The sequence below is a fragment of the Coprococcus sp. RTP21281st1_F1_RTP21281_210402 genome (assembly GCF_040915325.1).
In the GTDB taxonomy this organism is placed as follows: domain Bacteria; phylum Bacillota; class Clostridia; order Lachnospirales; family Lachnospiraceae; genus Coprococcus; species Coprococcus aceti.
Genome location: NZ_JBCPDQ010000011.1, coordinates 33,413 through 58,959, shown reverse-complemented (window position 1 = coordinate 58,959; position 25,547 = coordinate 33,413). Strand labels below are relative to the sequence as shown.

Below are 25,547 nucleotides of genomic sequence, written 5' to 3'. Positions count from 1 at the left end.
TAAGATTACGTGATGTTAGCTGACCTTGGCTGCTACAGCCTTGACTACATCGTTCATGTCATAGTAGAGACCAAGTGCAAGCTCAGAATCATCAAATTCAATGTTAAAAGCCTGCTCAAGTCCGACGATGAACTGAATGATGGAAACGGAATTCACGCCATATTCGGTGGTGAGTTCTGCAGTCATGTCCAGCTTGCCCGCATCTATGTCTGGAAGAATATCAGAAAAAACCTCCAATACTTTTTTTGTTAATGTGTCTTTGTCCATTTCAAACCTCCCATTCGTTTTGATATGTTACCAATGCACGTTACTTATATTTTAATGTGTTTGACAGTATTTTTCAATAAAATTATTCAATCCGTACAGAAATATTTGTGCATTTTTGTGTTAAATGTTAAAATTACCGTGAAGTATATGGTGTAAAATATGGTATAGTTGAATAAAATATTATAATTTTTTTAAAAAAATCAGACAGTTGATGTAAAATATAGAACAACAATATACGATAAGGCAGGGTGATGGACATGAAGATAGTTGTTCTGGATGGATGTGCGGCGAATTCCGGCGATATTAGCTGGGACAGTATTGGCAAGTATGGCGAGCTGACGGTGTATGACAGAACCGACAGGTCAGAGGTGGTCTCAAGGATAGGCGATGCGGAGATCATAACAACGAACAAGACGGTGATAGACAGGGCTGTGATCGAGGCCTGTCCGAACCTCAGATATATAGGTGTGCTTGCCACCGGCTACAATGTGGTCGATGTGGAGGCGGCACATGAGCACGGCATAGTGGTTACAAATGTTCCGGCATACAGTACGGATGCTGTGGCGCAGTTTACATTTGCACTGCTTCTGGAACTGGCAAACAGGGTCGGGGCGCATGATGCGTCAGTGAAGGACGGTGGCTGGGTGAGAAGTAAGGATTTCTCCTACAGTGTGATGCCGACCATGGAGCTTGCGGGCAAGACTATGGGTATCATAGGCTATGGCAGTATAGGTATGAAGGTGGCTGAGATCGCACATGCATTTGGCATGAGGGTGCTGGTGAACAGCCGGACGAGGAAAGCCCTGCCGGATGGCGATTGGATAAGCTGGGCTGAGAGGGATGAACTGTTCGCACAGTCGGATGTGATAAGCATACACTGTCCTCTGTTCCCTGAGACGGAGGGAATGATAGACAGGAGTGCGATAGGCCGGATGAAGAAGACTACATTCATCATAAACACTGCCAGAGGCGGCTGCATAGTGGAGAAGGATCTGGCAGATGCCCTGAACGAGGAACGTATAGCTGGAGCCGCGGTGGATGTCATAGCACAGGAGCCTATGGCGGCGGACAATCCGCTTCTCACGGCAAAGAATGTGATCATAACACCACATATCGCCTGGGCACCGAAGGAGGTCAGGGAGAGACTTCTCAATATAGCGGGTGGCAATATAGAGGCGTTTCTCAATGGAAAGCCTGTAAATACAGTATAAAAAGAATAAGATTAGCCATTGAGCAGAAATTTAGCTGTAAGAAGAAAGGATAGATCAGGAAGATGGAGAGCAGTTCTTTTGAGGATGTGAACAGACTGGTTAGGTCTGAACTGTATGAGCACATGGATCCGGAATTTGGCAAATATCTGGCCATGAACCTTCCGGGCTGTGGCAATATAATAGGTGTGAGGCTGGATGACCTGAAGGAGATAGCCAGACAGATAGCCGACATAAACTGGAAGGAGTATCTGAAGCATGCGCCGGATGATACGCTGGAGGATGTGGTCATTCAGGGGCTTGTCCTTGGATTCGCACAGGGCAAGCTGGAGGAGATACTTGCATATGCCGATGAATTTGTTCCCAAGATAGACAACTGGTGGGTGTGTGACTCGTTCTGCAGTACATTTGTGGCGGCATCCATGTACCCGGAGATAGTGTGGGAATTCATCATGAAGTATATGGGAGATTCCGAGCTGAATCCTGCGTGGAGAAAGAAGGAGGAGGCAGAGATTCCAGAGGGACAGGGAGGCATCGCAGTAGGAACCTGGCAGGATATGTCCGATGACTTCAGACTCAGGTTCGTGGCTATCATGCTGAAGTGCTACTTTGTGAATGACAAGTATATCGACAAATGCCTTTATGCATTTGAACATATGCAGGATGGCGGCTACTATGCAAAGGACGGTGTAGCCTTTGGCCTGGCGGAGAGCTATTTCGTGTTCCCGGACAAGACGATTGAGTACATAAAAGGTGCACAGTTTGACAGGCAGATTCTGGAGATGACGAAGAACAAGATAGAGAAGATATACAGGCTGCCGGAAGCGGATGTGAACAGGTTTGCGGAAGTTATAAATGAATATTAAAATTAAGAGAAGGACATTATATTTGCAGGAGGAATTCTTATGAGAAATTTGAATGCGGATATGGATGTCCTTTTTGCTTTGGCTGAGATCAATAATATTGAAAATGAGTTTATGGTGGCAATGGTGCTGGTGATTGTCTGTTTGGCGGCTGCGGTATGTCTGACCGTATGGATAAGAAAATACGTCAGGGGAAATGCCTCAGGCAGTCTGGAAGATAGTCAGGATGAGCGGGAGGACAGGGAGTATTCATCGGAGGATAACTACATCGATGGTGATGCTGTAGCCATTGCCATTGCTGGAGCTTTGGGAGGAACAGCAAATATTTACAGTCTGAGGAGCAGTGATACAAGACTTAGAGTTACGGTGAACAACGGGGCGCTGGTGGACAGGAGAAAACTGAAAGCCACAGGAGCTCTGGGAATACTGGCAAAGGGCAGGCAGGTGCAGGTATTCTATGAGGATCAGGTGGAAAGGATATGCCGAGAGCTTGGAAGATATATAGATGGACACAGGAAAGATAATATTGAACAGGAGGCTGAGATCGATTATGAAAGAGTGCTTAAGAAGGTGTATGTGCCTGTTGAAGGTGATGTTGTGCGCGTATCTGATATACATTGCCTACAGAACCTGGGAGACGGGAGTGTCGGCTTGTGTGCGATTCGAGCCACACGGGGAGAGATCAGAGCGCCGTTTGACTGCAAGGCTGGATATAGTAAAGCCGGAGAAGGTCAGATAGAGTGTACATCTGAGGAAGGATACGTGGTCAGGATATATCTGATATCAGAGATCGACACCGGATGGCAGAGGACACAGAGCTATGTAGATATAAGACTTACATGTGGTGATGGTGAGAAGGTGCGAAAAGGAAGGCTGCTTGCAGAGTATCCATATGAGACGCTTGCTGGCAGAGGCGAAACTGTATATGCTGTGCTGGAGGTACATTCCGATGAAAATGCTGATACAGGTCATTCTGGTGGCATAGATAAAGGATATCAGCTTAAGATAAACCGGAGAGAGAAAGTGAATTATGAATATGTGGCATGCGAGCTTGTCGTCTGAAAAGCTCACATGCCATTTATTTACGCTCTGGTTGCCCTGTCTATGATCCCAGCAAGGGTATCTATGACCATAGCGGCATCCTGATCTTTGTATTTCAGGAAAGTATAAGCACAGCCTTGTACGAACATTGACACCTCAACATTCTTGGCAAGGTCATCTCTGAACTCGGGACGGGCGTCATATATCTTCTCCTTGATGAGGGCGTCGAGCTTGTTGGTCAGGACTCCATAGCTTCTATTGTCATCAGGAAAGAGTATGGAGAACAAATGTCCCTGGTTGATAAATGCGTTGCATAACTGCCTGCTTGCTTCTGCAGGATTGGTAAGCATATATTCTGGATTTGGAATGTCACCGATGAGGGACAGAAGAGCATCATTTTCGAGGTATTCCGACAGATCATATATATCCTGAAAATGCAGATAGAAAGTCTGCTTGCTGATATTGGCCTTTTCTGTGAGTTCCTTCACTGTGATCTTCTCCACAGGTTTGGTGGCACGCAGTTCGATAAATGCGCTGAATAAGCTGTTGCGTGTACGCTGAATCCTTCTGTCCATAAAAGCTCCTTTCTGATCATACAAAAGCTGTACGCGGGTAATGATTATAAATGGCTGTAAGCGCCCTGATGATGCTCTATGCATTATAATATAGAATACAACAAAAGAAAGATATAGTCAAAAAAACGTATATAAATATTAAATCTAATTGTCAATAATTGTCTGGAGTAAATTATTTTACTTTTATCAAAAAACGAATATTCATATAGCGGATGTGCAACGGTATACTGAAGGTAATTTACTACAGTCAAGAAATGACTGAGAGGGCTTGGATGATGGAACTTGAATACTAACTTTGTATGGAGGAAAAGTTATGGATTTGTATGAGTTTTATTCGGGAAGGTGCTTTGATGCCTACAATGAGCTCGGCGCACACGTTGTGAAGGAGAACGTGGGCAAGAGCAGGAGGAAAGCAGTGACAGGAGTGGACTTTGTGACGTATGCACCGAATGCGGAGTCGGTGACGGTTACAGGTGAGTTCAATTCATGGGGAGAGACTGCCATGGAGAGGTGTTACGATGGCAGCTTTTTCAAGTGTTTTGTGCCGGGGGCAAAGGCCGGACAGATGTATAAATATAAGATATACCAGAGAGATGGATATTGTGTGGATCACTGTGATCCGTATGGATTCGGCATGGAGCTGAGACCGGCATTTGCATCTATAATAAGAGATATGGATGAGTATACATTTGGCGATGCAAGATGGATGAGGACACGGAATGAGTGCAAGGGTGGTCCGCTCAATGTGTATGAGATGCACATGGGCTCATGGCACTGCAAGCCGGTGTATGATGAGAATGGAAAACAGCTGACACCGGAAGAAGTCATTGAGACTGACCGAGTTGCTGAGGGCTGGTATACATACAGAGAGATAGCACCGATGCTTGTGGAATATCTGAAAGAGCAGGGCTACAATTATGTGGAGTTTATGCCGCTTTCGGAGCATCCATGTGATGAGTCATGGGGCTACCAGAATACCGGATTCTTCAGTCCGACGGCTAGATACGGAACGGCGGATGACCTGAAGTTCCTCATCGACACGCTTCACAAGAACGGCATAGGTGCCATCATGGACTATGTGCCTGTGCATTTTGCACTGGATGGATATGGACTTGCAAAGTATGACGGAACCAATCTGTATGAGCATCCGACCGATGATGTGGGCTACAGCGAGTGGGGTAGTAAGAATTTCATCCATTCCAAGGGAGAAGTTCAGACATTTCTCAAGAGTGCGGCGAATTACTGGCTCACAGAGTATCATTTTGATGGCCTAAGAATGGATGCCATCAGCAGGATAATCTACTGGATGGGCGACGAGTCTAGAGGTGTAAATGACAGGGCGGTTGAGTTTATAAAGGGGCTTAACCAGGGACTTAAGGACAGACACCCGTCATGTATTCTCTGCGCCGAGGATTCCACGGACTACAAGGGAACCACCAAGGAAGTCGGATACGGCGGACTGGGATTTGACTACAAATGGGATATGGGTTGGATGAATGACACATTGAATTTCTTCAGAACTCTGCCGTTTTGCAGAGGCGACCAGTATCACAAGCTGACATTCTCCATGATGTATTTTTATAATGAGAGATACATGCTGCCACTCTCGCATGACGAGGTTGTACATGGCAAGGCAACCATAGCCCAGAAGATGGCGGGATCATATGAAGAGAAATTCCCAAATGCAAAGGCGCTCTACGCCTACATGTATGCGCATCCGGGCAAGAAGCTTAACTTCATGGGTAACGAGATAGCCCAGCTAAGAGAGTGGGACGAGAAGCGTGAGCAGGACTGGGATATACTGAAATACCCGAACCACGATTCATTTAACAGATTTATAAAAGATTTGAATAAGCTCTATCTGAAAGAGACTGCGCTGTCAGGGTGGGATGATGATCCTCACGGGTTTGACTGGATACTCTGTGGCAAAGAGCAGGATGTTGTATATATATTCCAGAGAGTTATTGAGGAAAATAAGATAGTAGTAGTCATGAACCTATCAGGAAATACATACAGGGATTATCATTTCAGATACGGCGAGGGCAATTCCATGAAAGTTCTCATGAACACGGACTGGAATAAATACGGTGGAAACACTAAAGACACCGTGAAGAGTATCAAGGGCGTATGCGGTGACTTCGGCTTTGATCTTCCAGCTCTGTCTGTAATGTATTTAAAGCCGGTGGATTAGTAAAAAGGAGAGATTATGATATTAGATGTAAGCAACCTTAGCCATGGATTTGGTGACAGGGCAATATTTGAAAATGTGTCATTCAGACTTCTGGCAGGTGAGCATATAGGGCTTGTCGGCGCAAATGGTGAAGGTAAATCAACCTTCATGAATATAGTTACGGGTAGTCTCATGCCGGATGAGGGTACAGTGACCTGGGCGAAGAATGTGAAGGTCGGATATCTGGATCAGCACACGGTCCTTGAGCCGGGCATGACCATAGGCGGAGTGCTGAGGGATGCGTTCTCCAGACTTTTCGATATGGAGAAGAGGATAAATGAGATATGTGACAAGCTGGCGGAGGTCACTGACGAGGATGAGATGAACACTCTTCTTGAGGAGATGGGACTTCTTCAGGATCTTCTGGACAGCCATGACTTCTATATAATAGATTCGAAGGTTGAGGAGGTTGCCAGGGCATTTGACCTGTTGCAGCTTGGACTGGACAAGGATGTAACTGAGCTGTCGGGCGGACAGAGAACCAAGGTTCTGCTGGCGAAGCTTCTGCTTGAAAAGCCGGAGATACTTCTGCTCGACGAGCCTACGAATTATCTTGATGCACACCATATAGAGTGGCTCAAGAGATACCTTCAGGAATACGAGAATGCGTTTATTCTTATATCCCATGACATTCCGTTCCTGAATTCAGTTGTAAATATCATATACCATATGGAGAATTGTCAGCTGGGCAGATATGTCGGCGATTATGACAAGTTCCAGGAGGTGTATGCGGTGAAGAAATCCCAGCTTGAGGCTGCGTACAGAAAGCAGCAGCAGGAGATATCTGAGCTGAAGGATTTTGTGGCGAGAAATAAAGCCCGGGTTGCCACAAGAAATATGGCTATGTCCAGACAGAAGAAACTTGACAAGATGGATGTCATTCAGCTTGAGCGTGAGAAACCGAAGCCTGAGTTCAACTTCAAGGAAGCGAGAACCTCTGGTAAGGTCATATTCGAGACTGATGATCTGGTGATAGGTTACAGCAAGGACAAGCCGCTTTCCAAACCGATGAATCTCCGCATGGAGCGCGGTGACAAGATAGCCATCACAGGAACGAATGGTATAGGAAAGACGACATTCCTGAAGAGTGTGCTTGGACTTATCCCAGCTATATCCGGCAAGGCGCAGCTTGGCGACTATCTGCACATTGGATACTTTGAGCAGGAGGTTAAGCCGAGCGAGAATACATGCCTGCAGGAAATCTGGGAGGAATTCCCGGGATATACCCAGTATGAGGTACGTGCGGCTCTTGCCAAATGCGGACTTACCACCAAGCATATCGAGAGCAAGGTGAAGGTCCTCTCGGGCGGCGAGCAGGCGAAGGTGAGACTTTGCAAGTTAATCAACACTGATACAAATGTGCTTCTGCTTGACGAGCCGACAAACCATCTTGACGTTGATGCCAAGGATGAATTGAAGCGTGCTCTTTCCGAGTATAAGGGGTCTATACTTCTGGTATGTCATGAGCCTGAATTTTATGATGGCCTTGTGACAGACGTGTGGAATCTGGAGCAGTACACGCTGCTCCAGTGATCAGATATTATAAAATTGTCAGGTTCAAATAGATTTTTTGAACCTGGCAATTTTTTAGCGTAAATTTGACTAATCGCAATTCCTATATTATTCTATATAGGACAGTTTAATATGGTAAAGTGCTAAAGATAAATGCGCACTCAGCGTAGAAATAGATACATCTGCTCAAAAAGTACTGTATAATCGTACGGATATAGACGCAGGTGAAAAATAATATTAGGATGGAGATGTTAGATGAATATACTTGAGAGTTTAAAGGATAAATTACTTGTTGCAGACGGGGCATTTGGAACCTGTTATGTGGGAATGTACGGAGAGCAGGGAACTGTCGCTCCTGAGCTTGCAAACATGCGCCACCCGGAGCGGGTACTTGAAATCCATAAAGAGTATGTGAAGGTGGGAGCCGGGCTTATAAGGACAAATACATTTGCGGCAAATACAGCGAGCCTTGATGCTGACACGGATTATGTCATTTCAAATGTGCGTGCGGCGGTAAAGCTTGCGAAGCAGGCTGCGGACGGCGAAGCTGGAACGGATCACAAAAAGGTATACATTGCCGGAGATATAGGCCCAATACCTGCGGATGCCGGTCTTACACTGAATGAAAGGGCGTCACAGTACAAGCTGCTGGGTGAGGCGATGCAGGACATGGGAGTGGATATCATCTGGTTTGAGACATTTCCTGAGTTCAATGTGCTCGAGCCTGTGGTGAAGCACCTGAAGGCAAGAAAGGACACGCCGGTCATGGTGTCGTTCTGCGTGAACCAGTTTGGGTACAGCAACTGTGGATTTTCGGCAAGGGCATTGCTCTCCCAGGTGGCAGGAAATCAGGACGTGGACTGTGTTGGATTCAACTGCGGAGTTGGTCCGTACCATATGCTTCAGCTTCTGAAAAAGCTGGATATAGACTGCGGAAAGCCTGTATCAGTCATGCCGAATGCGGGATACCCGAAGTTTACACAGAGCAGACTGGTGTTCAATGACAACAAAGAGGGATTCATAGATAAGATCCAGGACATAGCGGCGCTTGGTGCAGATATCATAGGAGGATGCTGCGGAACAAATCCTGAATACATACATCAGATCATGGAACGGGTGAAAACCGGAGATATTGCAAAGGCTGCCAAGGTTCATGTGGAAAAGGTACAGGCTGACAGTGCTGTAAAGGACAATTTCCTCAAAGGACGTCTGGAGCGTGGCGGGGCAGCCACAAAAAATGCCGACGGACACAAGCACAAGCTGATTGCTGTGGAGCTGGCACCTCCGGTGGATGTCAATGATCAGAAGCTGCTTGATGCAGCCCATATACTTAAGCAGTCACATGTGGATGTGGTGACATTCCCTGATTCGCCATCGGGAAGAACCAGAGCGGATTCCATACTCATGGCGGAGAAAGTGCATAAGGAGACAGGACTTAGGGTCATGCCGCATCTGTGCTGCCGTGATAAGAATGCCATAGCCATAAGGGGAAGCGTGCTCGGTGCACAGCTTAATGGCATAAAGGATTTCCTTGTCATAACAGGTGATCCGGTTCCGGTCATGTTCAGACAGACGACCAGGAGCGTGTTCAACTTTGATTCAGTCGGAATGATGAAGCTGCTGCAGTCTATGAACGAAGAGGTGTTCAGCGGGGATAAGATCACCTACGGCGGAGCAATCAACCAGAACAGACTTAACACAAAGTTTGAGATAGACAGAATAAAGAGAAAGATGGAAGCCGGGGCTGAATTCTTTCTGACACAGCCGGTGTTCTCCAGAGAGCAGGCACAGATCCTCAGAGACATGAAGGCTGAGACCGGCGCGACAATACTTGTGGGAATCATGCCGCTTGTCAGCAGGAGAAATGCCTTGTTCATGAAAAATGAGATGGCGGGCATAGAGATCCCGGACGAGATTATAGAGAGATACAGTGGAAATGCCACAAGGCAGGAAGGCGAGGAGTGCGGCATACAGATCGCCAGAGATATACTTGAGTACACTTCGGATTTTGCAGATGGATATTACTTCTCGTTCCCATTCAACAGAGTACATATGCTGGCACATATCGTTGACTAAAATGTGAGTCAAGGTTATTATGGAATAAGCGGTGTTGCCGGGGAAAAAGGGATTCCGGAGCAGCGCTATATAGGAGAGGCGCTGTTATATATACAGTAGATAAAATACAGGATGCGCGGGTGCGCAGAAAGGAACAGACATGGATTACAATAGTTTAAGTCTTAAGATGCATGAGGAGCACAAGGGTAAGGTAGAGGTAGTGTCCAAGGTGGCAGTGAAGAACAGAGACGATCTGAGCACAGCTTACACACCGGGCGTTGCAGAGCCTTGCAGAAAGATCCGTGACAATAAGGCTGACGTATACAAATATACATGCAAGGGCAACATGGTTGCCGTGGTATCAGACGGAACAGCGGTTCTCGGCCTGGGAGATATAGGACCTGAGGCAGCTATACCTGTAATGGAAGGAAAGTCCATACTCTTCAAGGAGTTCGGCGGAGTTGACGCATTCCCTATCTGCCTTGACACAAAGGATGTGGATGAGATCGTTGAGACAGTAAAGCGCATTGCACCTGTATTTGGCGGAATCAATCTGGAGGATATATCAGCTCCAAGATGCTTCGAGATAGAGAAAAGACTTAAGGAAGAACTTGACATTCCTGTATTCCATGACGATCAGCATGGTACAGCTATCGTTGTGTCAGCAGGACTCATCAATGCGTTAAAGCTTGTCGGCAAGCCGTTTGACGAGGCAAATGTGGTTATCAACGGAGCAGGTTCTGCAGGTATATCAATATGTAAGCTTCTGCTTCAGCTCGGTATAGGCAATGTGGTTCTCGTGGACAGGCAGGGTGCTCTGTGTCCTGGACAGGACTGGATGAATCCGGCACAGGCAGAGATGGCAGAGATTACAAACAAGGACAGACAGACAGGTTCTCTTGCCGAGATAATGAAGGGTAAGGATGTATTTGTCGGAGTTTCAGCTCCAAATATCGTGACAGCAGAGATGGTTGCATCTATGGCAGCAGATCCTATAGTATTTGCCATGGCAAACCCTACACCTGAGATCATGCCTGAGGAAGCGGCAAAGGGCGGAGTAAGAGTAATGGCGACGGGCCGTTCGGATTATCCAAACCAGATCAATAACGTTCTAGTATTCCCGGGAATATTCAGAGGTGCCCTGGACGCCAAGGCAACAGGCATAACTGAAGAGATGAAGATGGCAGCAGCCAAGGCTATCGCATCCATTGTAACAGATGATGAGCTCAAGGAGGATTACATCATTCCTGGAGCATTTGACGAGAGAGTTGCTAAGGTGGTTGCCAAGGCTGTAGCTGACGAGGCAATAAAGCTTGGAATTACAAAATAAGAATAAAAATAAAGTTTTTCGAAATATTTAGTAAATAAGTGTACTAAAAATCGCATCTTATGTGGAAAGTCCGCATGGGATGCGGTTTTTTATTTTGCGATTTTATTGTAAAGTAATATTGTTGTCCGCGGGGACGGATAGGGAGGAGAAAAAATTGAACAGTGTTATTATTGGGCAGAGAATAAAGGATGCCCGCAAGTCTATGAACCTCACACAGAAGGAGCTGGGGTATCTTATCTATGCAGATGGCAAATATATAAGCCGTCTTGAAAATGGCGGAAGTCTGCCGAGCCTGAAGCGGCTGGTGCTGTTGTCGAGGGTGCTTAACCGCACATGTGATTATTTCATATGGGATATCGATGTGATGGAGGAGGATGTGACTCCGAGGGAGGAAATCGTTATCCGGGATGAACAGGAGCGGAAGCTTCTGCAGCTTTGGAGGGAGATATGCTGAAGATTGCTGTGTACAGTGAGGAGAAAGTAATGAGCCCGTTGTTGCAGGAGTACATGGGTATATGGCAGAGAGATGCGGGATGTGTGTGCGCTGTGAGATATTATGACAATGTGCATGCGATCATGGTCGACATGGATCTTGAAGGAATTTACGATGTAGTGGTGGTGTATCGTTCCTGGGATGTGGCCGATGTCTTGAAAAAAGACCGCAGGGTAGGTAGTCTCGTGATGATAGCAGCAGGAATAAACCGGAGATTGTATGATATCCAACCGTGTTATATTCTGTATGAACCTGTTAATGCGGCAAATTTCAAAAAGGTGATGACGATGGCGGTTGAGGGGAGCCGGGATGAGAGAAGATTCACATTTGTATCCGGAAGGGTGAGATACAGTGTAGATAGCCGGAGCATAATGTATTTTGAAAGCGAACTGCGTCGCATAAATCTGGTCACAACGGAACAAAAATATGTTTTTTATGGAAGTATTGGCGAGATGGAAAAACGCATGAAGGTGGGCTACGGGGGATTTATCAGACCACATGAATCCTATCTTGTAAATCCGGATCATGTGAGCAGATGCACGGCTCATGAAATGATACTGACAAATGGTAAAAGTATACACATCAGCGCAACAAGACGCGCTGATGTGAAAAGATACTACAATGAACTGATCAATTGCTAGTTGTTAGAAGATCAAATATATCTGAGTAATTCTATGTTCAGTCTGCCCTTCCGGGTTGCGCTGCCTGTCTCGACAAATTCATATTTGCCATATCCACGTATTGAAAATACGTCGCCCGGTTTTAACTGGTGGCTGATGTTTTCGTACAACCTGTTGTTTAGTGAAAATTTCTTTTCCCTGAACAACAGGGATGTGCTGCTTCTTGAAAGGCCTGTTATTGTGGCGGTCACTGCGTCAGCTCTTGCAGATGCTGCGATTATGTGCAGAGGTTCCTTTTTTATCTGTATCTCATCAGTATCCTGGGTGCTGCAAAAAGTACATTTTACATTTGTGTGCCTTATCTTTGTCAGATTTTCTGCGATATAATCGGCAACAGTGTCCACACAGAATATATAGGCATTGTTGTGTTTGTCAGAATGAGTGGATTCGGTGACCAGTATATCGCCCACCATCTCCCTCTCAATGCCAAGATTCATAAGTGCCCCAAGGAAATCCCTATGGTTCAGATCATCTGAGAATTTGTCCGAAACAGCGGAAACCTTCATGGTGCAGATGGGAAAAGCCGGTGCGTAGCCGCAGTCGGCTTCATTTCCAAAGGCGATCATAACGCGGTCGCAGAATTCCCTGCCTCCAAAGATGGTATATCCTGCAAATGACAACTGTTCAAGATTGCTGTAAAATACTTCCATGTCTGCAGCACTCAGAAAATTAGTATATGTATATCTGTTCTGGCGGAAGGCGGCATTTGCCAGATCCTTTAACCGCCCCTTTAGAATATCGTTTTCATTCATAGCATGTCCTCCGAGATGATTGACTTCTTACTATTATATTACAACACTCCGATCTTCGCCAACAGTCAAACGAATTTGACAGCTTTGCACGATAATCTGAAATTTATTGTTGCGAAAAGTGATCATAATGAACAATAAACCGTTCAAACGTGAAAAAAACAATCATTTTGCATTCAAAAATCTTCTAAAAACTATTGAAATGCGCAACTGTTGATAAATTACCACAAAAAAAAGCCTTCGTTTTATAAATTTTTGCGTATTTACAATTTCAAAGTGTTTTGATAGTATATGGGCATAACAAGGAGATGAGTTGTGATCAACAAGCCTTCTGGTTATAAAAAAGACAATCACTTATATTTTGATAGACGGAGGGTTCCCTTAGCACGAAATTCGTAGAAATCCCTTTATACGATGTAATGTAACCCCATAACCCCAAACCCCAAAACATAGGAATCCTCCACTCCCCCCTTCTTAACAGCCTGTCGCATAAGCGACGGGCTGTTTTTATGTTCTGAAAAACAGGGGGATTTAGAGTTTCATATTGGATGCGCTTATGGCGTTACCGAGTTCTGTGAGACTTTCCACGAAGGCTGCGTATTTGCATATGTCAGTCATCTTAGATTTTCTTTTGCTATTTCCGAGAATGCTATAGATATAATCTCTTGACTGTTCGATTATATATGTTGGCGTTGTGTCGTGCTCGTTGTTGAATAACATGGATTTGAAGTTCTGAAAAAAAGAATAAATTTCATAATCTATAGAATTGTCATTCCGCTGCATGTATTCGAGAAGCATATCGATATAGCGCAAAGCTGAGTGTACGTACAGGATAGAGTTTTCGTTTATGTACAGTACGGTTTCCGGCACAAAGAAAGATGGATGTGCGAAACCTTTTATGCTGTGCAGGGCTTCCATTTTCTGGGTGGCTGACTGGTTGAACGAGTAACGGTTTTTGTATTGTTCAATGATAGAGAGCGTGTCCGCTGAATTATTTTTTGCTATTACGCGCCGTCTCTCGTTGATGTACAGTTTTAACTCCAATAGAAGAAAATATATATCCGGGGATGAAAAACGCTGCGAGTTTTTGATATACGGAAATGAACCTGTCATTCTTCTGAAAAATGAGTCTGCTGTGGCATAATTGTTTATTATGCTGATGGCTGCATCTACATTGAAATTCTGGACAAATTCCCTGGTTGCGGGCTGATACACTGTCTCGTTGTCAATGCGGGATACATAGGAACTAAGAAAGATTATCTTCTCTTCTGCGGTGAGTTCGTATCCGTTGAGGTTACAATAATTGATGGCGGAACAGGGGGCATCGGTTTGTGTTTCGGCATTGTTTAAGTCTGTCATAATGATCTCCTTTGTTTTTGTATGGATAAAAATGTAGCACTTTAACGCGATAAGTGGTAGGATATTTATGGATACAAAATTGTACAATATGTATAATTTTATAATGTATGAATACCTAGAAGAATCAAGGGTTTATGCTGTGTACGACAATTGCGAGAGAGCCTTTAGGGGCAATTTAGGGGCAAAAAAATAAAAGATGACCATTCAGTGTGAAAACTGAGTGGTCATTTTTTTTAGTTGATAATTGATATTGTGTCGACAGCCGCATTGTCTTTTTGCTTCATTTTTTTAGTGATATGAATGTAAATAGCTTTTGTTATTTTGTCGTCATGGTGGCCTAGACGACGTGATATCTGTTCTGCTGACATAGTTTCTGCCAGAATGGAAGCGTGTGTGTGGCGCAACTTGTGCGGAGTTATCTCTCTGCCAAGAACTTCAGAGGCGGCTGTCTTCAAGTGTAGGTTATAGGTTCCATAGGATAAATAGCCGCCTGTCTTCAAGTGCGGCATAAAAAGTGTGCTTTTAATTCCATTTTCAAACATTGTTTCTTTTCGCCAAAGTCTGAGTTTTTTTATAAGTAAGAGAAGCTCAGGTTGTATATGAAGATTTCTGATTGAATCACTTGTTTTGGCTGACGTTGCGTATTTGGTTGCAGGGTAGTAAGTCTTAGTAACACGAATAGTTTTAGATGTAATATCCACATCTGAATCTTCAAGTGCCACAAGCTCCCCAATCCTCATGCCTGTAAGAATCAGAAAATAGGATATATAGTAGTCCTGCCAGTGGTTATTGTCTATAAAGTAATTAAGTAATTTTGTTATCTCATCATGTTCCAGATATTCATTGCTGATGTCATATACCTCTGGTATTTCGTCGGAGCTCTCTTCACTGATATAGTCGAGTTTTAATAGTATATCATGATTTGAGTGATAGTCGTTTTTCACCCCCCATTTTAGAGTGAATTTCAGATATTTTATATATCCGTTTATTGTGCTGATTTTTTTACCGGTAGCAAGAAGTTGATCATATATATAGCGGGGAGAAAGTTTGTCAACGAGTACATCATTACCGATTGTGCTTACACAACGATATATATATGATTTCTCAGTTACAATTGTACTTTCTTTCCTCTTGCACTGCCGTAATGATGCTATATAAGCATCAGCCAGCTCCCCTAGCGTTGTATCAGATCGGACGGGAGAGGAAGTCTCGGCTTTCTCAATCTTCCCGGCAAGGATCCTTGCCGCCTTGTTTCTGTTCTGAGGTGATGCCTTAGGCATCGTCACAGTGACCTTCTTCACCTTCTCTGTGAGTGGATCTGTGTACCTCTCACAATACTTTACGGTTCCATTTTTTTGTATTTCTGACCACATAATATCAACTCCTATCTAAAAATAGGCATAAAAAATAAGCCTACTAAAATGAGAAGGCTTATGATATAATGTAGCTTGATCAGAGCGTTATTCATAAGCCTTTGGTTTGTGGGTAACTTCCCTCAGGTGTTCCAGCACCTGGGGGATTTAATAACAAGTCCTTAGCAACGTCCTCCCGCTATGAGGGAAGTGACAACGCTCTGGACTTTTATTTATTTTTATCAATCATCTTCTTAACAGCTTTATCAAAGTCTGACTCTATTTTTTGGTTTTTGTTGAACAACGAATATTCTTTCTCTGCTTTAGCTTTTGCAGCCTTTGAGGATATATATCCCTTGTCAGGCAGAATATTATATCTTCTGAATGTAAGAAACTCATTTACACTATTGGCAAACTCTTCCATGGTAAATGTGTTCTCACGTTCTATAAGGTCTTCAATATAATCAAAATATCCGGTAACAGTACGTTCAAGCTGACGAATTTGCTTTTCGTCAAGATAGTTCTTTGCTATAGAGACATCGGATTTTAAAACTCTGCCATCTGGGGCGTTTTTCCATGTAACAAGTCCCATGTGCTCTTTTGTGTGATCGGCAGAGGTATATACTTTTTCAGCAGCAGTTTGTCCAGTGATTGCATAATGAAATTTATTTTGTACCATTGCGTAAAAGTCATGAGTGATCTGTGAATTTTTATCATAATCTATACTGCACTCTGCGAATATATCTGTAATCTGTTGCCATATTCTGCGTTCGCTGGCTCTGATCGAACGAACTCTTTCAAGAAGTTCTCTAAAGTAATCTTTGCCAAATGCGGTTTTGCCCTGTTTAAGACGTTCATCATCCAATACAAAGCCCTTTGTTATATATTCTTTTAAAATGTTGGTTGCCCATATTCTAAAGTGTGTAGCTCGTATGGAGTTGATTCTATATCCTACCGATATTATGGCATCCAGATTGTAAAACATAGTCTCTTTTGATTGGGTTTTGCCGTCTAATGCTCCATGTGGAGTGGTTGTTTCCATTTTGGAAATAACCACTTCCTTGTTTAATTCGCCATCGGCAAATATGTGAGACAAATGCTTATTGATGGCTGGAATCTGGACACCAAATAACTCAGCCATACCTTTTTGTGTGAGCCATATGGTATCGTCCTTTATCAAAGCATTAACAGATACATCCTCTTGTTCTGTTTTATATAAGAGAAATTGAAATTCTTGCATAAGTATATCCCTTCATTTGTTAATTATTTTTGCAATCCATGCGCATAAGCCTCAATAACATCGGCAGAGCCTTTGTTGAAGTCGTCCCTGTCTATGTGTCCGATAGCGTGGATATAAGCGTCATTTAGCTGTTCCTGAGTGAATCGTGAATTGAGGAAGATAGTGTAAGAGCCATCTTCGTTACTGGTCACGGTTTCTTTAATCTTGGTAGATTTTAAATCCATCATCTGTACGTTTATATATTCCAAAGAAATCATCCCTTTCAAATGTAATCAGAAAAACAATAACAAAATCAGTGGGATGTTTTATGTGCATTATCGTTTCTCTTTATTCTTGAGAGCCATGAGCATTGTGTGAACTGTCTCCAAGTCCTCTGGCTCTGCGTCCCTTGCGGCATCGAAGAGAAGAGAGAGCTGCTTGTTCTCGAATATCTCTTGTGCTTTCTGAGCAGTTTCTTCATCAAAATAGTAAGATGGTTTTGAATCACCTTCAACAATCAGATCCCCAGGTTCAACATGTAAATAATTTGCTATATCTATAATCGTATCGAGTTTAGGCACTCTTGCTCCAGAGCACCAGCCGGATACAGTAGATTTGTCATAACCCAATGCATTCACCATATCGGACTGAGTTTTACCATTAAGATTAAGATAATATTTTAATAATTTTGCGAATTGGTTAGTTCCCATCTCTTTCACACTCCTTTAATATTGATTATACTCATTTTGTGGAATATAGCAATGCAAAAAGTAAAAAAAGTTTGCAAAATGTATTGACAGTTTGCAAAATGCGGAGTATTATTCAAGTATGCTCAATGAAAGGAGATGATAGTTTTTGCTGCCAATTAAAATTAAATTAGCTGCCGTTAGAGTAAATGCAGAGCTTTCACAGCAGGAATTGGCTGATAAAATGGGAGTATCAAGAGCTACTATAGGCAGTTGGGAAAGCTACAATACTAAGATGTCTAAAGCAGATTTGTGTCTCTTTGCAAGCATTTGTGGATTCCCAGAGGAAAATATTTTTTTACCATATGAGTTTGCAAAATGTGGACTAAACGGATAAGAGAAAGGAGATGAGAGCAATGAGCAGAGCGGTCAAAGACATACAGGTAATAGGTGTCAGGGAGATTGGCCGGTTGCCGTACATAAGCAAGGCGAAAATGATGAAGATATTTGAGATGTCATTATCTACAGCAACCAGACGTATAGCAGATCTTGACAGATATGTCCAGTCTGGCAGATATGGACCATACACCATACTGGATGGTGCCGGAGTAACAAGGGTCAATGTGCTTGCCTTGGTGGATTATCTGAAGTACAAGAAACAGCTTGACGCTGGCAGACGAGTGCCGCCGTTCGACATAAATAAGGTAGCAAAAGAAGCCGTCATAAACTGGGATGAATTAGATCCCTGACAGTAAAAAAGCACCTTTGGAATAGCAGTTCCGCCGGTGCATAGAAAAATACTCAATAAAATCATAGCAGAAAAGGGGAAGAAAAGCAATGAAGAGGAAGAACATGGATACAAAGGCTGTCAAGATGGTGAGCCTTGTAATAATGACTATTTTATTTTTGCTGTTGGCCTACAACATCTTATTCAACGCAGAAGTGCTGCTTGCACTGCCGGCGGTAGGATTGGTGGCGTACTTGCTTGGAACCGTGTTCACGGAGCTGGGACTTTATGGCGTGCTTGAACTTATGAACAGCATTGAAGATGCCAGAGAGGAATAGAACATGGTTGAGATGAAAGTGCTCGGAAGTCATGAAGAGTGGCTTAGGGCAAGAACCAAGATAGGCGGTTCTGATGCCTCGGCCATCTTTGGGATGAGCCCATACAAGACAAACGTGGAACTGTTTAAAGAGAAAGCATACGGCATAGAGCCGGAGGACATATCAGATAAGCCTTATGTCAAGTATGGAACAGAGGCAGAAAAGCATCTGAGGGAGTTATTCAAGTTGGATTATCCACAGTATCAAGTTGGATATGTGGAAAACAACATGTTCACGAATGATAAGTACCCATGGGCGCATGCAAGCCTTGACGGATGGCTTATGGACCGGGATGGACGCAATGGTGTGCTTGAGATCAAGACCACAGAGATCCTGCAGTCAAGTCAGAAGAAAAAATGGGATAACAGAGTGCCAGATAACTATTACATACAGGTGCTTCATTACTTGATGGTGACAGAGTTTGAATATGCGGTACTCAAGGCACAGCTCAAGTTTGAAATTGATGGAGAGGTATATTTGCAGACCAAACACTATCCGATAGAGCGGTCGGAGGTAGAGGATGACATCCAGTATCTTATTGATGCTGAGAGAGAGTTCTGGGAGAGCGTACAGGTGAAGAAAGAGCCGCCGCTGATACTCCCGGAGATATGAAAGGAAATGGCAATGTATTACAACGAATGTCCACAGTGCGGTGCTTGCCTGGACCCGGGCGAACACTGTGACTGCGAGGAAGAGAGACAGCGACAGACAGCACGCATTATGGCAATGGTGCGAGAGAACAAGGAGAGTCACCAGATGGAGCTGGTGCTGAATTAGGAGGTTAAAAATGGAATTAAGAGTTAATGAGGTAGCGATACCAGAGAAGATTGATTTTAACTATGAGGAGCTCAAGGCTGAGCTTACATCTAAGGTCTCATTTTATGAGACGCTTGTCTACACAGATGACCAGATCAAGGACGCAAAGGCAGACAAGGCCAATCTGAACAAGCTGAAGAGAGCCCTCAATGATGAGCGCATCAGAAGAGAGAAAGAATACATGCAGCCGTTTAATGTGTTTAAGGCTCAGATCAACGAGATTATAGGCATTATAGACAAGCCTATAGCGGTGATAGATGAACAGGTCAAGGCATTTGACGAGAAACGCAAGATCGAGAAGCAGAAAGCCATTGAAGAGTTGTTTGCGACTATCGGCTTCCAGAACTTCGTAACGCTTGAGAAGATACAGGATCCTAAGTGGTTGAATGCTTCGGTATCAATGAAGAGTATCGAAGATCAGATGAGGTCAAAGATGTATGAGATCGGCAACGGAGTGCTTACACTCAGCCAGCTCCCGGAGTTTGGATTTGAGGCTACAGAGGTATTCAAGGAGACATTAGACATCAACAAGGCCATCTCAGAGGCTAAGAGGATGTCAGAGATTGCCAAGGCAAAGGCAGAAGCTGAGGCAAGGAGAAAGGCTGAGGAAGAGTCACGAAAAGCAGCAGAAGAGGCAAGACGAAAGGCTGAGGAAGAGCGCAAGGCACAGGAAAAGGTTGCCGAGGAGCAGAGAGCCGCAATGGCAAAGGCTATGACACCACCAGAGGATGTACAGCCGACACCAGTACAGGAGTCACAGCCGGAACCACAGAAAATGGTAGTCAAGTTTGAGGTAGAACTTACAACGGATGATGCAGCAGCCTTGAGAGAGTTCTTCCAGAGCAGAAATATAACATTTAGAGCGATTAAGTAGGAGGTAACAAGATGATTAAGTCAGAAATGGGATCAGTATCAATGAGAGGAACAACACCTGTGCTTATATCAGAATTAGCACTTGCAATGAAGAGTTTAAGAGAGTCGCTTGCTAAAAGATATGGAGAGGTTGCTACAGAAGAAATGATAAGCAGAGCCATGGAAGCGTCCAAAGCTGAGGGAGACATTAACGAGATTATGAGTGACCTCATAGATGATGTTTTATTTAAGATATTGCCAAAAGCCAATATAAACAAGGACAACATAAGGGAAATGCCACAGGCTCTGAAAGAGGTACTGCACAAGATGTTAGAAGATATGATTATGCATTAGGAGGTATACAAGATGATCGTATTAAATAAAGGTTCGGTGCACTTGGATGGGTCAACAATCATGCTGATCGTCGAAATGATGGCAGCTATAAGAGGCGTACGAGCCATCGTGGAAGAAAACTTTGGAACAGATGCGGCAAAGCAGATTATAGACAAGACTGTAGAGATCGCAAAGTTAAATAGTAGCAGTATTGATATGTTAGACCTGGGGACAGAGTTAATGAGTATAATAGCGGAGGTAGAAAATAATGGCAGTAAATAACAGTTTGGTAGCAAAAAGTAAAGCACAGCAGAATCTGGGAATTACAGAGTATCTTACAAAAGATGCAATCAAGAATCAGATCAACAAGGTAGTTGGTGGTAAGAATGGACAGAGGTTCATATCTGCTATTGTATCAGCATACAACACCAACCCTACACTTCAGGAGTGTACGAATCAGTCGATTCTTTCAGCTGCACTTCTTGGTGAGAGCTTACAGCTTTCACCATCTCCACAGCTCGGACACTATTATATGGTTCCATTCAACAATACAAAGACTGGTGTCAAGGAAGCTCAGTTCCAGATGGGATATAAGGGATATATCCAGCTTGCGATCCGTTCCGGTCAGTATAAGAGACTGAATGTTGTCGCAATCAAGGAAGGGGAGTTGGAATACTTCGACCCACTCAACGAGGATATCAAGGTCAATCTCATGGTTGATGACTGGGACAAGCGTGAAGAGGCTGAGACCATCGGCTACTATGCAATGTTTGAGCTTGTGAACGGATTCAGAAAGACAATGTATTGGAGTAAGGCTCAGATGCTTGCTCATGCGGACAAGTATGCACCGGCATTCTACAAGGACGCTGGAAAGGTCAAGACAAAGTACGGAGAGAAGCAGAGAGTATCATATGCTGACTATGAGACTGGCAATTATGATCCGAGAGATTCATGGATGTATTCATCATTCTGGTACAAGAATTTTGATGGAATGGCTTACAAGACAATGCTCCGTCAGCTAATCAGTAAGTGGGGAGTAATGAGCATAGATCTCCAGAAAGCATTTGAGGGTGACATGGCAACCTTGGACGCTGAGGGACACCCTACATACGTTGAGAATGACAATGATGAGTATGTGGAAGCCACAGCAACAGAGATGAATGAACCAGAAGCACAGGCTCCACAGGCAGAGCCACAGGATACTCAGAATAATGCTCAGAATACACAGAACAGTGTTCAGGATCCACAGCCAGCACCGGCAGAAAATCCACAGCCAGAGATGAACGCTGCCGAGGCGGCACTGTTTGGAAGTTTCAAGTAGGTTACATTGACATTACATTTAATACATCACAAGCACAGTAACGTAATGTCTTAGCATATATCCCTGTTGCTCTTATTTGAGGGCGGCAGGGGGAAAGGAGCATTGATGGCTTGGAACAGGTCAAGAGCCAAGTACGGCAACAGGAAAGCTGTAATAGACGGCATCACATTTGACAGCGAAAGAGAAGCACACAGATACACAGAGTTAAAGATCCTTGAGAAAGCGAGCAAGATAACAGGCTTGCAGCTTCAACGAGAATTTGAACTGATACCAGCTCAGAGAGAACACACGAATGAGATATATGAAAAAGGACCCAACAAGGGCAGATTCAAACCGGGAAAGCTCCTGGAGCGTAAGTGCTCATATGTGGCTGATTTTGTTTATTGGGACTTAGAAAACAACTGCATGGTTGTTGAAGATGCGAAGGGCATGAGAACAAAGAAATACATTATAAAGCGCAAGTTGATGCTCCACATATATGGAATCAGAATCAAGGAGGTATAGATGATAAATGGCAGGCAGACCAACCAAAGCAGGACTTGATTACTTTGAATTGGATTGCCACATGGAAGAAAAGGTCAGATTGATACAAGCTGAATTTGGACTGAAAGGCTTTGCGGTACTTGTCAAACTCTATCAGAAAATCTATGGAGGATTTGGTTACTACTGTGAATGGACTACAGACTCGTTGTTGCTCTTTATGTCGGAGAACGGTTTACCGAGTGACAATAAAAATTTAATAGCAGATATAGTGGCAGCTTGTATCAGAAGGGACATTTTTTCAGAACAACTTTTTAATGATTTCAATATCTTAACATCTGAAGGGGTGCAAAAAAGATATTTGAATGCTACGTCCAAGCGAGAAAAGATTGAACTGAAAAAAGAGTACCTTTTAATTGCTGTACCCGAAAATAATAAAAAAGTGGTAATAAATTCAATTTTTGACGGAAGAAATTCAATAAATGGTGGAAGGAATACACAGAGTAAAGGAAAGGAAAGTAGAGAAGAGGAAAGGAAATTAGAGGAAACAAGATTAGACAATACACCCCTTATAGCCCCCTTGCAGGTGGCAAATGATGAGCCCAAAACGAAAAGAGTACGTAAGACCAAAGAGGATAGTATTCAGATTTTGGATAGGCTCATACTGAATTATTCCATGTCGGATTTTCTTTTGGAGAAAGTCAGAGAATGGATTGAGTATAAGGTTGCCAGAAAAGAGGATTATGTTGAACAGGGCATGAAGTCGTTACTAACCAAAATATCCAAAGAGGCACAGAAAAATGGAGATGCGGCGGTGGTAGATGTAATCGACCTGTCAATGGGAAACAGCTACAAGGGGATCTTATGGGATAAGATCAGCAAAAATAACAATCAGCAGCCATTTTCAAGAAATGGTGAGCGGGACATTTTAAATGAATGGAGGAGTAGTTGATGACAAGAGAAGATGTGCAAGATTTACTTGCTATGGTGCAGGCTACATATCCAAATTACAACCCTCCAAGCAGAACAGCAGCGGTCAATGCGTGGACTATGGCATTAGAGGAATACAGCAAAGATGAAATTGCCATGGCATTTAAGGTCTATATGCAAACAAATACAAGCGGGTTCGCACCAGCTCCCGGACAACTGATTGATAAAATTCACTCAATCACCAAACCACAGGAGCTGAACGAAATGGAGGCATGGGCATTGGTCAGCAGAGCAATACGAAACAGTGCATACAATTCGGCGGAAGAATATGCAAAGTTGCCTCCGGTGGTTCAGAAAGCAGTTGGACTTCCGAGCCAACTTCGGGTCTGGGCGTTAGATGAAGATTACAATGAGCAGGTTGTAATGTCACAATTTCAGCGTTGCTATCGGACAGAGGTCGCAAGGGCACAGGAAATCTCCAAAATGCCAACCGAAGTAAGGCAGCTCATTCAGAATATCGCTCAGGGCAGTTCTACTGAAATAGACAATTTAAGGAAACATGCGATAAGTTCCTTGCCTGCAGGAAATGAAAGCAGAATTAAGGTACTGGAAGATAAGTCAGAGGGTGTTCCGATACCAGATAGGATTAGGGAAAAAATAGAGGAAATGAGGAAACGGTGAGGACCCTTGCCGATGATCTAAACAAATAACACACGAAAGGAGCCGAACCTCCGGCCGGGGTAATGCTATAGCGGGTTCCTGAGAAGTGAATGAACGAAGACTTAATAACAAGAATTTTCGGAGAGGACGGCGAACTTGACAGCCCGGACAAGGGCTTAGAGGAATACAAGAAGCGCAAGAAAGAAGCCAGGGAGAAAATGATAATGCTCCAGAACCAGCCGTATGAAGTTAAGGTGCGGCGATCCAGACTTAGAGCTGAAGAGTTCATGGAGCAGATGCGGATACGAGGCAACACGGCTCATGTGAGTGTTGGCGGTCTTGACAGTATTACATTACACGTATTCCTGAAGTCGATAGGGATCAATGTTCCAGCGGTCTCGGTTTCATCTCTGGAAGATAAGAGTATACAGCGGGTACATAAAGCTCTTGGAGTGACAATCCTGAACCCGCTCAAGACAAAAGTTGAGGTACTCAATGAAGTTGGGTTCCCGGTTATCAGCAAGAGAATAGCGGGAAAGATAGCGCTGCTTCAGAATCCGACTGAAAACAATAAGACAGTTCGACATGCAATAATCACAGGCGAATGTGGAGAGCTTGGACACTTCCAGAAGAACAGCCGCATGAAGTTGCCACAGAAGTGGCTTAACCTGTTCGGAGGATATGAGAACGAGAATGAAGGTGTTATGTATTACAAGCCAAATTTCAAGGTGTCAAATGATTGTTGCTATTGGCTGAAAGAGAAGCCATGCGATGACTGGGCTAAGGCTCATTCAAGCTATCCGTTCCTTGGCATGATGGCATCTGAGGGTGGACAGAGAGAAGAAGCTCTCATAGACCATGGATGCAATTACTATGGCAAGACAGTAATGAGATCAGCGCCATTTGCACCATACCTCAGAAATGACATATTGAGACTTGCTCAGGAGATGGACACTTGGTATCACGCACATTCAGATGTGTTTGCAAAACTTTATTATGAGCAGCCATACAGCAAGGATAAGGCTGGCAACACAATACCCTATGAACCGGTTGAGACAATCATACCGGCTATATATGGACAAATACAGGATGATGGACATGGCAATCTCAGAACGACAGGAGCGCAGCGTACAGGTTGCAGCATGTGTGGCTTTGGAATCCACATGGAAGAACGGCCACACAGGTTTGACAGACTAAGAGAGCGTAATCCAAAGGAATGGGAGTTCTACATGTACAGGTGTTGCACGGATCCTGAGACTGGAGAAAAATTCGGCTGGGGAAGAGTCCTGGACTATATTGGAGTGCCGTGGGAAGATGTACCGGCGGTACAGATGAGCATATATGATTATCCGGAGGTGCTGCCATTATAAACGGAGAGCTTATCGTTGATAACTTCGCCGGAGACTGTGGAATACATCAAATCATGGAAAAC

Annotated in this window: 30 protein-coding genes; 22 read left to right on the top strand and 8 right to left on the bottom strand. The window is 43.9% G+C overall.

Going from position 1 to position 25,547, the window contains the following annotated elements; all coding sequences use genetic code 11:
* Positions 1–15 precede the first annotated feature (15 nt).
* Complete coding sequence (locus AB5150_RS13725; protein WP_015534536.1) at positions 16–267, bottom strand: acyl carrier protein; 252 nt, start codon at positions 265–267, stop codon at positions 16–18.
* A gap of 257 nt (positions 268–524) precedes the next feature.
* Between AB5150_RS13725 and AB5150_RS13720 the strand changes: the two genes are divergently transcribed.
* From AB5150_RS13720 to AB5150_RS13710, 3 genes are all read left to right on the top strand, one after another.
* Positions 525–1,478, top strand: coding sequence for a D-2-hydroxyacid dehydrogenase (locus AB5150_RS13720; RefSeq protein WP_055147368.1), 954 nt, complete (start codon positions 525–527; stop codon positions 1,476–1,478).
* Positions 1,479–1,540: 62 nt separating this feature from the next.
* A complete protein-coding gene (locus tag AB5150_RS13715) occupies positions 1,541–2,341 on the top strand; it encodes a DNA alkylation repair protein (RefSeq protein ID WP_015534538.1) in 801 nt (266 codons plus the stop codon).
* A gap of 39 nt (positions 2,342–2,380) precedes the next feature.
* Positions 2,381–3,400, top strand: coding sequence for a PTS sugar transporter subunit IIB (locus tag AB5150_RS13710; protein ID WP_349092866.1), 1,020 nt, complete (start codon positions 2,381–2,383; stop codon positions 3,398–3,400).
* A 20-nt stretch (positions 3,401–3,420) separates the two neighbouring features.
* On the opposite strand, the gene AB5150_RS13705 is transcribed toward AB5150_RS13710, so the two are convergent.
* The gene (locus AB5150_RS13705; protein ID WP_015534540.1) at positions 3,421–3,954 is read right to left on the bottom strand and encodes a TetR/AcrR family transcriptional regulator; all 534 of its coding nucleotides are present in this window, start codon (positions 3,952–3,954) and stop codon (positions 3,421–3,423) included.
* A 313-nt stretch (positions 3,955–4,267) separates the two neighbouring features.
* Between AB5150_RS13705 and glgB the strand changes: the two genes are divergently transcribed.
* The 6 genes from glgB to AB5150_RS13675 all read left to right on the top strand — a co-directional run bounded on the left by glgB (position 4,268) and on the right by AB5150_RS13675 (position 12,215).
* Positions 4,268–6,145, top strand: a complete 1,878-nt coding sequence (gene glgB / locus AB5150_RS13700; protein ID WP_349818647.1) for a 1,4-alpha-glucan branching protein GlgB — start codon at positions 4,268–4,270, stop codon at positions 6,143–6,145.
* A 12-nt stretch (positions 6,146–6,157) separates the two neighbouring features.
* Positions 6,158–7,717 carry an ABC-F family ATP-binding cassette domain-containing protein gene (locus AB5150_RS13695; RefSeq protein ID WP_055280133.1) on the top strand — a complete coding sequence of 520 codons (1,560 nt, stop codon included), beginning with the start codon at positions 6,158–6,160 and terminating at the stop codon, positions 7,715–7,717.
* Positions 7,718–7,951: 234 nt separating this feature from the next.
* Entirely contained in the window at positions 7,952–9,772 is a 1,821-nt protein-coding gene (locus AB5150_RS13690; protein WP_349818646.1) for a bifunctional homocysteine S-methyltransferase/methylenetetrahydrofolate reductase, read from the top strand.
* 139 nt (positions 9,773–9,911) lie between these two features.
* On the top strand, positions 9,912–11,081 hold the full coding sequence (locus AB5150_RS13685) for an NADP-dependent malic enzyme (RefSeq protein ID WP_022215972.1): 1,170 nt from the start codon (positions 9,912–9,914) through the stop codon (positions 11,079–11,081).
* 154 nt (positions 11,082–11,235) lie between these two features.
* Positions 11,236–11,535, top strand: coding sequence for a helix-turn-helix domain-containing protein (locus AB5150_RS13680; protein WP_022215971.1), 300 nt, complete (start codon positions 11,236–11,238; stop codon positions 11,533–11,535).
* A complete protein-coding gene (locus tag AB5150_RS13675) occupies positions 11,529–12,215 on the top strand; it encodes a LytTR family transcriptional regulator DNA-binding domain-containing protein (RefSeq protein WP_055222313.1) in 687 nt (228 codons plus the stop codon). Before AB5150_RS13680 ends, AB5150_RS13675 begins: the two co-directional genes overlap by 7 nt.
* Positions 12,216–12,226: 11 nt before the next feature.
* Here AB5150_RS13675 and AB5150_RS13670 read toward each other — a convergent pair whose 3' ends face one another.
* The 6 genes from AB5150_RS13670 to AB5150_RS13645 form a co-directional block, all read right to left on the bottom strand.
* Positions 12,227–13,006: a YlmH/Sll1252 family protein gene (locus AB5150_RS13670; RefSeq protein WP_368292068.1), complete on the bottom strand. Its 780-nt coding sequence runs from the start codon at positions 13,004–13,006 to the stop codon at positions 12,227–12,229.
* A 528-nt stretch (positions 13,007–13,534) separates the two neighbouring features.
* Positions 13,535–14,362 carry a hypothetical protein gene (locus AB5150_RS13665; RefSeq protein ID WP_022215969.1) on the bottom strand — a complete coding sequence of 276 codons (828 nt, stop codon included), beginning with the start codon at positions 14,360–14,362 and terminating at the stop codon, positions 13,535–13,537.
* 233 nt (positions 14,363–14,595) lie between these two features.
* Positions 14,596–15,735 carry a tyrosine-type recombinase/integrase gene (locus tag AB5150_RS13660; protein ID WP_368292067.1) on the bottom strand — a complete coding sequence of 380 codons (1,140 nt, stop codon included), beginning with the start codon at positions 15,733–15,735 and terminating at the stop codon, positions 14,596–14,598.
* A 208-nt stretch (positions 15,736–15,943) separates the two neighbouring features.
* Positions 15,944–16,954 (bottom strand): virulence RhuM family protein, encoded by a 1,011-nt coding sequence (locus AB5150_RS13655; RefSeq protein WP_055222310.1) that lies wholly within the window; start codon positions 16,952–16,954, stop codon positions 15,944–15,946.
* 23 nt (positions 16,955–16,977) lie between these two features.
* On the bottom strand, positions 16,978–17,202 hold the full coding sequence (locus tag AB5150_RS13650; protein ID WP_368292066.1) for a hypothetical protein: 225 nt from the start codon (positions 17,200–17,202) through the stop codon (positions 16,978–16,980).
* A 66-nt stretch (positions 17,203–17,268) separates the two neighbouring features.
* Positions 17,269–17,643, bottom strand: coding sequence for a helix-turn-helix domain-containing protein (locus AB5150_RS13645; RefSeq protein WP_368292064.1), 375 nt, complete (start codon positions 17,641–17,643; stop codon positions 17,269–17,271).
* Between the two features lie 145 nt (positions 17,644–17,788).
* Between AB5150_RS13645 and AB5150_RS13640 the strand changes: the two genes are divergently transcribed.
* The 13 genes from AB5150_RS13640 (at position 17,789) to AB5150_RS13580 (ending at position 25,485) form a co-directional block, all read left to right on the top strand.
* Positions 17,789–18,016 carry a helix-turn-helix transcriptional regulator gene (locus AB5150_RS13640; RefSeq protein ID WP_368292063.1) on the top strand — a complete coding sequence of 76 codons (228 nt, stop codon included), beginning with the start codon at positions 17,789–17,791 and terminating at the stop codon, positions 18,014–18,016.
* Positions 18,017–18,035: 19 nt separating this feature from the next.
* The gene (locus AB5150_RS13635; RefSeq protein WP_022215959.1) at positions 18,036–18,368 is read left to right on the top strand and encodes a hypothetical protein; all 333 of its coding nucleotides are present in this window, start codon (positions 18,036–18,038) and stop codon (positions 18,366–18,368) included.
* A gap of 88 nt (positions 18,369–18,456) precedes the next feature.
* Positions 18,457–18,684 (top strand): hypothetical protein, encoded by a 228-nt coding sequence (locus tag AB5150_RS13630; protein WP_368292061.1) that lies wholly within the window; start codon positions 18,457–18,459, stop codon positions 18,682–18,684.
* 3 nt (positions 18,685–18,687) lie between these two features.
* A complete protein-coding gene (locus tag AB5150_RS13625) occupies positions 18,688–19,335 on the top strand; it encodes a lambda-exonuclease family protein (protein ID WP_368292060.1) in 648 nt (215 codons plus the stop codon).
* A 6-nt stretch (positions 19,336–19,341) separates the two neighbouring features.
* Positions 19,342–19,500 (top strand): hypothetical protein, encoded by a 159-nt coding sequence (locus tag AB5150_RS13620; protein WP_368292059.1) that lies wholly within the window; start codon positions 19,342–19,344, stop codon positions 19,498–19,500.
* Positions 19,501–19,510: 10 nt separating this feature from the next.
* A complete protein-coding gene (locus AB5150_RS13615) occupies positions 19,511–20,413 on the top strand; it encodes a DUF1351 domain-containing protein (RefSeq protein ID WP_368292058.1) in 903 nt (300 codons plus the stop codon).
* An 11-nt stretch (positions 20,414–20,424) separates the two neighbouring features.
* Positions 20,425–20,745 (top strand): hypothetical protein, encoded by a 321-nt coding sequence (locus tag AB5150_RS13610; protein ID WP_349818632.1) that lies wholly within the window; start codon positions 20,425–20,427, stop codon positions 20,743–20,745.
* 12 nt (positions 20,746–20,757) lie between these two features.
* Positions 20,758–21,006, top strand: a complete 249-nt coding sequence (locus AB5150_RS13605; RefSeq protein ID WP_368292057.1) for a hypothetical protein — start codon at positions 20,758–20,760, stop codon at positions 21,004–21,006.
* Positions 20,993–22,045, top strand: coding sequence for a recombinase RecT (locus AB5150_RS13600; RefSeq protein ID WP_368292055.1), 1,053 nt, complete (start codon positions 20,993–20,995; stop codon positions 22,043–22,045). Before AB5150_RS13605 ends, AB5150_RS13600 begins: the two co-directional genes overlap by 14 nt.
* Positions 22,046–22,150: 105 nt before the next feature.
* A complete protein-coding gene (locus AB5150_RS13595) occupies positions 22,151–22,549 on the top strand; it encodes a DUF1064 domain-containing protein (protein WP_368292054.1) in 399 nt (132 codons plus the stop codon).
* Positions 22,550–22,556: 7 nt separating this feature from the next.
* Positions 22,557–23,477 (top strand): DUF4373 domain-containing protein, encoded by a 921-nt coding sequence (locus AB5150_RS13590; RefSeq protein WP_022217095.1) that lies wholly within the window; start codon positions 22,557–22,559, stop codon positions 23,475–23,477.
* Positions 23,477–24,136, top strand: a complete 660-nt coding sequence (locus tag AB5150_RS13585; RefSeq protein WP_368292053.1) for a replicative helicase loader/inhibitor — start codon at positions 23,477–23,479, stop codon at positions 24,134–24,136. The genes AB5150_RS13590 and AB5150_RS13585 overlap by 1 nt, the downstream gene beginning before the upstream one ends.
* An 89-nt stretch (positions 24,137–24,225) precedes the next feature.
* Complete coding sequence (locus AB5150_RS13580; RefSeq protein WP_368292052.1) at positions 24,226–25,485, top strand: hypothetical protein; 1,260 nt, start codon at positions 24,226–24,228, stop codon at positions 25,483–25,485.
* The last annotated feature ends 62 nt before the right edge of the window (positions 25,486–25,547 follow it).

Excerpts from the sequence above, each read along its gene's own strand:
- AB5150_RS13725 (WP_015534536.1), bottom strand. The coding sequence starts at position 267 with ATGGACAAAGACACATTAACAAAAAAAGTATTGGAGGTTTTTTCTGAT.
- AB5150_RS13720 (WP_055147368.1), top strand. The coding sequence starts at position 525 with ATGAAGATAGTTGTTCTGGATGGATGTGCGGCGAATTCCGGCGATATT.
- AB5150_RS13715 (WP_015534538.1), top strand. The coding sequence starts at position 1,541 with ATGGAGAGCAGTTCTTTTGAGGATGTGAACAGACTGGTTAGGTCTGAA.
- AB5150_RS13710 (WP_349092866.1), top strand. The coding sequence starts at position 2,381 with ATGAGAAATTTGAATGCGGATATGGATGTCCTTTTTGCTTTGGCTGAG.
- AB5150_RS13705 (WP_015534540.1), bottom strand. The coding sequence starts at position 3,954 with ATGGACAGAAGGATTCAGCGTACACGCAACAGCTTATTCAGCGCATTT.
- glgB (WP_349818647.1), top strand. The coding sequence starts at position 4,268 with ATGGATTTGTATGAGTTTTATTCGGGAAGGTGCTTTGATGCCTACAAT.
- AB5150_RS13690 (WP_349818646.1), top strand. The coding sequence starts at position 7,952 with ATGAATATACTTGAGAGTTTAAAGGATAAATTACTTGTTGCAGACGGG.
- AB5150_RS13685 (WP_022215972.1), top strand. The coding sequence starts at position 9,912 with ATGGATTACAATAGTTTAAGTCTTAAGATGCATGAGGAGCACAAGGGT.
- AB5150_RS13675 (WP_055222313.1), top strand. The coding sequence starts at position 11,529 with ATGCTGAAGATTGCTGTGTACAGTGAGGAGAAAGTAATGAGCCCGTTG.
- AB5150_RS13670 (WP_368292068.1), bottom strand. The coding sequence starts at position 13,006 with ATGAATGAAAACGATATTCTAAAGGGGCGGTTAAAGGATCTGGCAAAT.
- AB5150_RS13665 (WP_022215969.1), bottom strand. The coding sequence starts at position 14,362 with ATGACAGACTTAAACAATGCCGAAACACAAACCGATGCCCCCTGTTCC.
- AB5150_RS13660 (WP_368292067.1), bottom strand. The coding sequence starts at position 15,735 with ATGTGGTCAGAAATACAAAAAAATGGAACCGTAAAGTATTGTGAGAGG.
- AB5150_RS13655 (WP_055222310.1), bottom strand. The coding sequence starts at position 16,954 with ATGCAAGAATTTCAATTTCTCTTATATAAAACAGAACAAGAGGATGTA.
- AB5150_RS13645 (WP_368292064.1), bottom strand. The coding sequence starts at position 17,643 with ATGGGAACTAACCAATTCGCAAAATTATTAAAATATTATCTTAATCTT.
- AB5150_RS13635 (WP_022215959.1), top strand. The coding sequence starts at position 18,036 with ATGAGCAGAGCGGTCAAAGACATACAGGTAATAGGTGTCAGGGAGATT.
- AB5150_RS13630 (WP_368292061.1), top strand. The coding sequence starts at position 18,457 with ATGAAGAGGAAGAACATGGATACAAAGGCTGTCAAGATGGTGAGCCTT.
- AB5150_RS13625 (WP_368292060.1), top strand. The coding sequence starts at position 18,688 with ATGGTTGAGATGAAAGTGCTCGGAAGTCATGAAGAGTGGCTTAGGGCA.
- AB5150_RS13620 (WP_368292059.1), top strand. The coding sequence starts at position 19,342 with ATGGCAATGTATTACAACGAATGTCCACAGTGCGGTGCTTGCCTGGAC.
- AB5150_RS13615 (WP_368292058.1), top strand. The coding sequence starts at position 19,511 with ATGGAATTAAGAGTTAATGAGGTAGCGATACCAGAGAAGATTGATTTT.
- AB5150_RS13610 (WP_349818632.1), top strand. The coding sequence starts at position 20,425 with ATGATTAAGTCAGAAATGGGATCAGTATCAATGAGAGGAACAACACCT.
- AB5150_RS13605 (WP_368292057.1), top strand. The coding sequence starts at position 20,758 with ATGATCGTATTAAATAAAGGTTCGGTGCACTTGGATGGGTCAACAATC.
- AB5150_RS13600 (WP_368292055.1), top strand. The coding sequence starts at position 20,993 with ATGGCAGTAAATAACAGTTTGGTAGCAAAAAGTAAAGCACAGCAGAAT.
- AB5150_RS13595 (WP_368292054.1), top strand. The coding sequence starts at position 22,151 with ATGGCTTGGAACAGGTCAAGAGCCAAGTACGGCAACAGGAAAGCTGTA.
- AB5150_RS13590 (WP_022217095.1), top strand. The coding sequence starts at position 22,557 with ATGGCAGGCAGACCAACCAAAGCAGGACTTGATTACTTTGAATTGGAT.
- AB5150_RS13585 (WP_368292053.1), top strand. The coding sequence starts at position 23,477 with ATGACAAGAGAAGATGTGCAAGATTTACTTGCTATGGTGCAGGCTACA.
- AB5150_RS13580 (WP_368292052.1), top strand. The coding sequence starts at position 24,226 with ATGAACGAAGACTTAATAACAAGAATTTTCGGAGAGGACGGCGAACTT.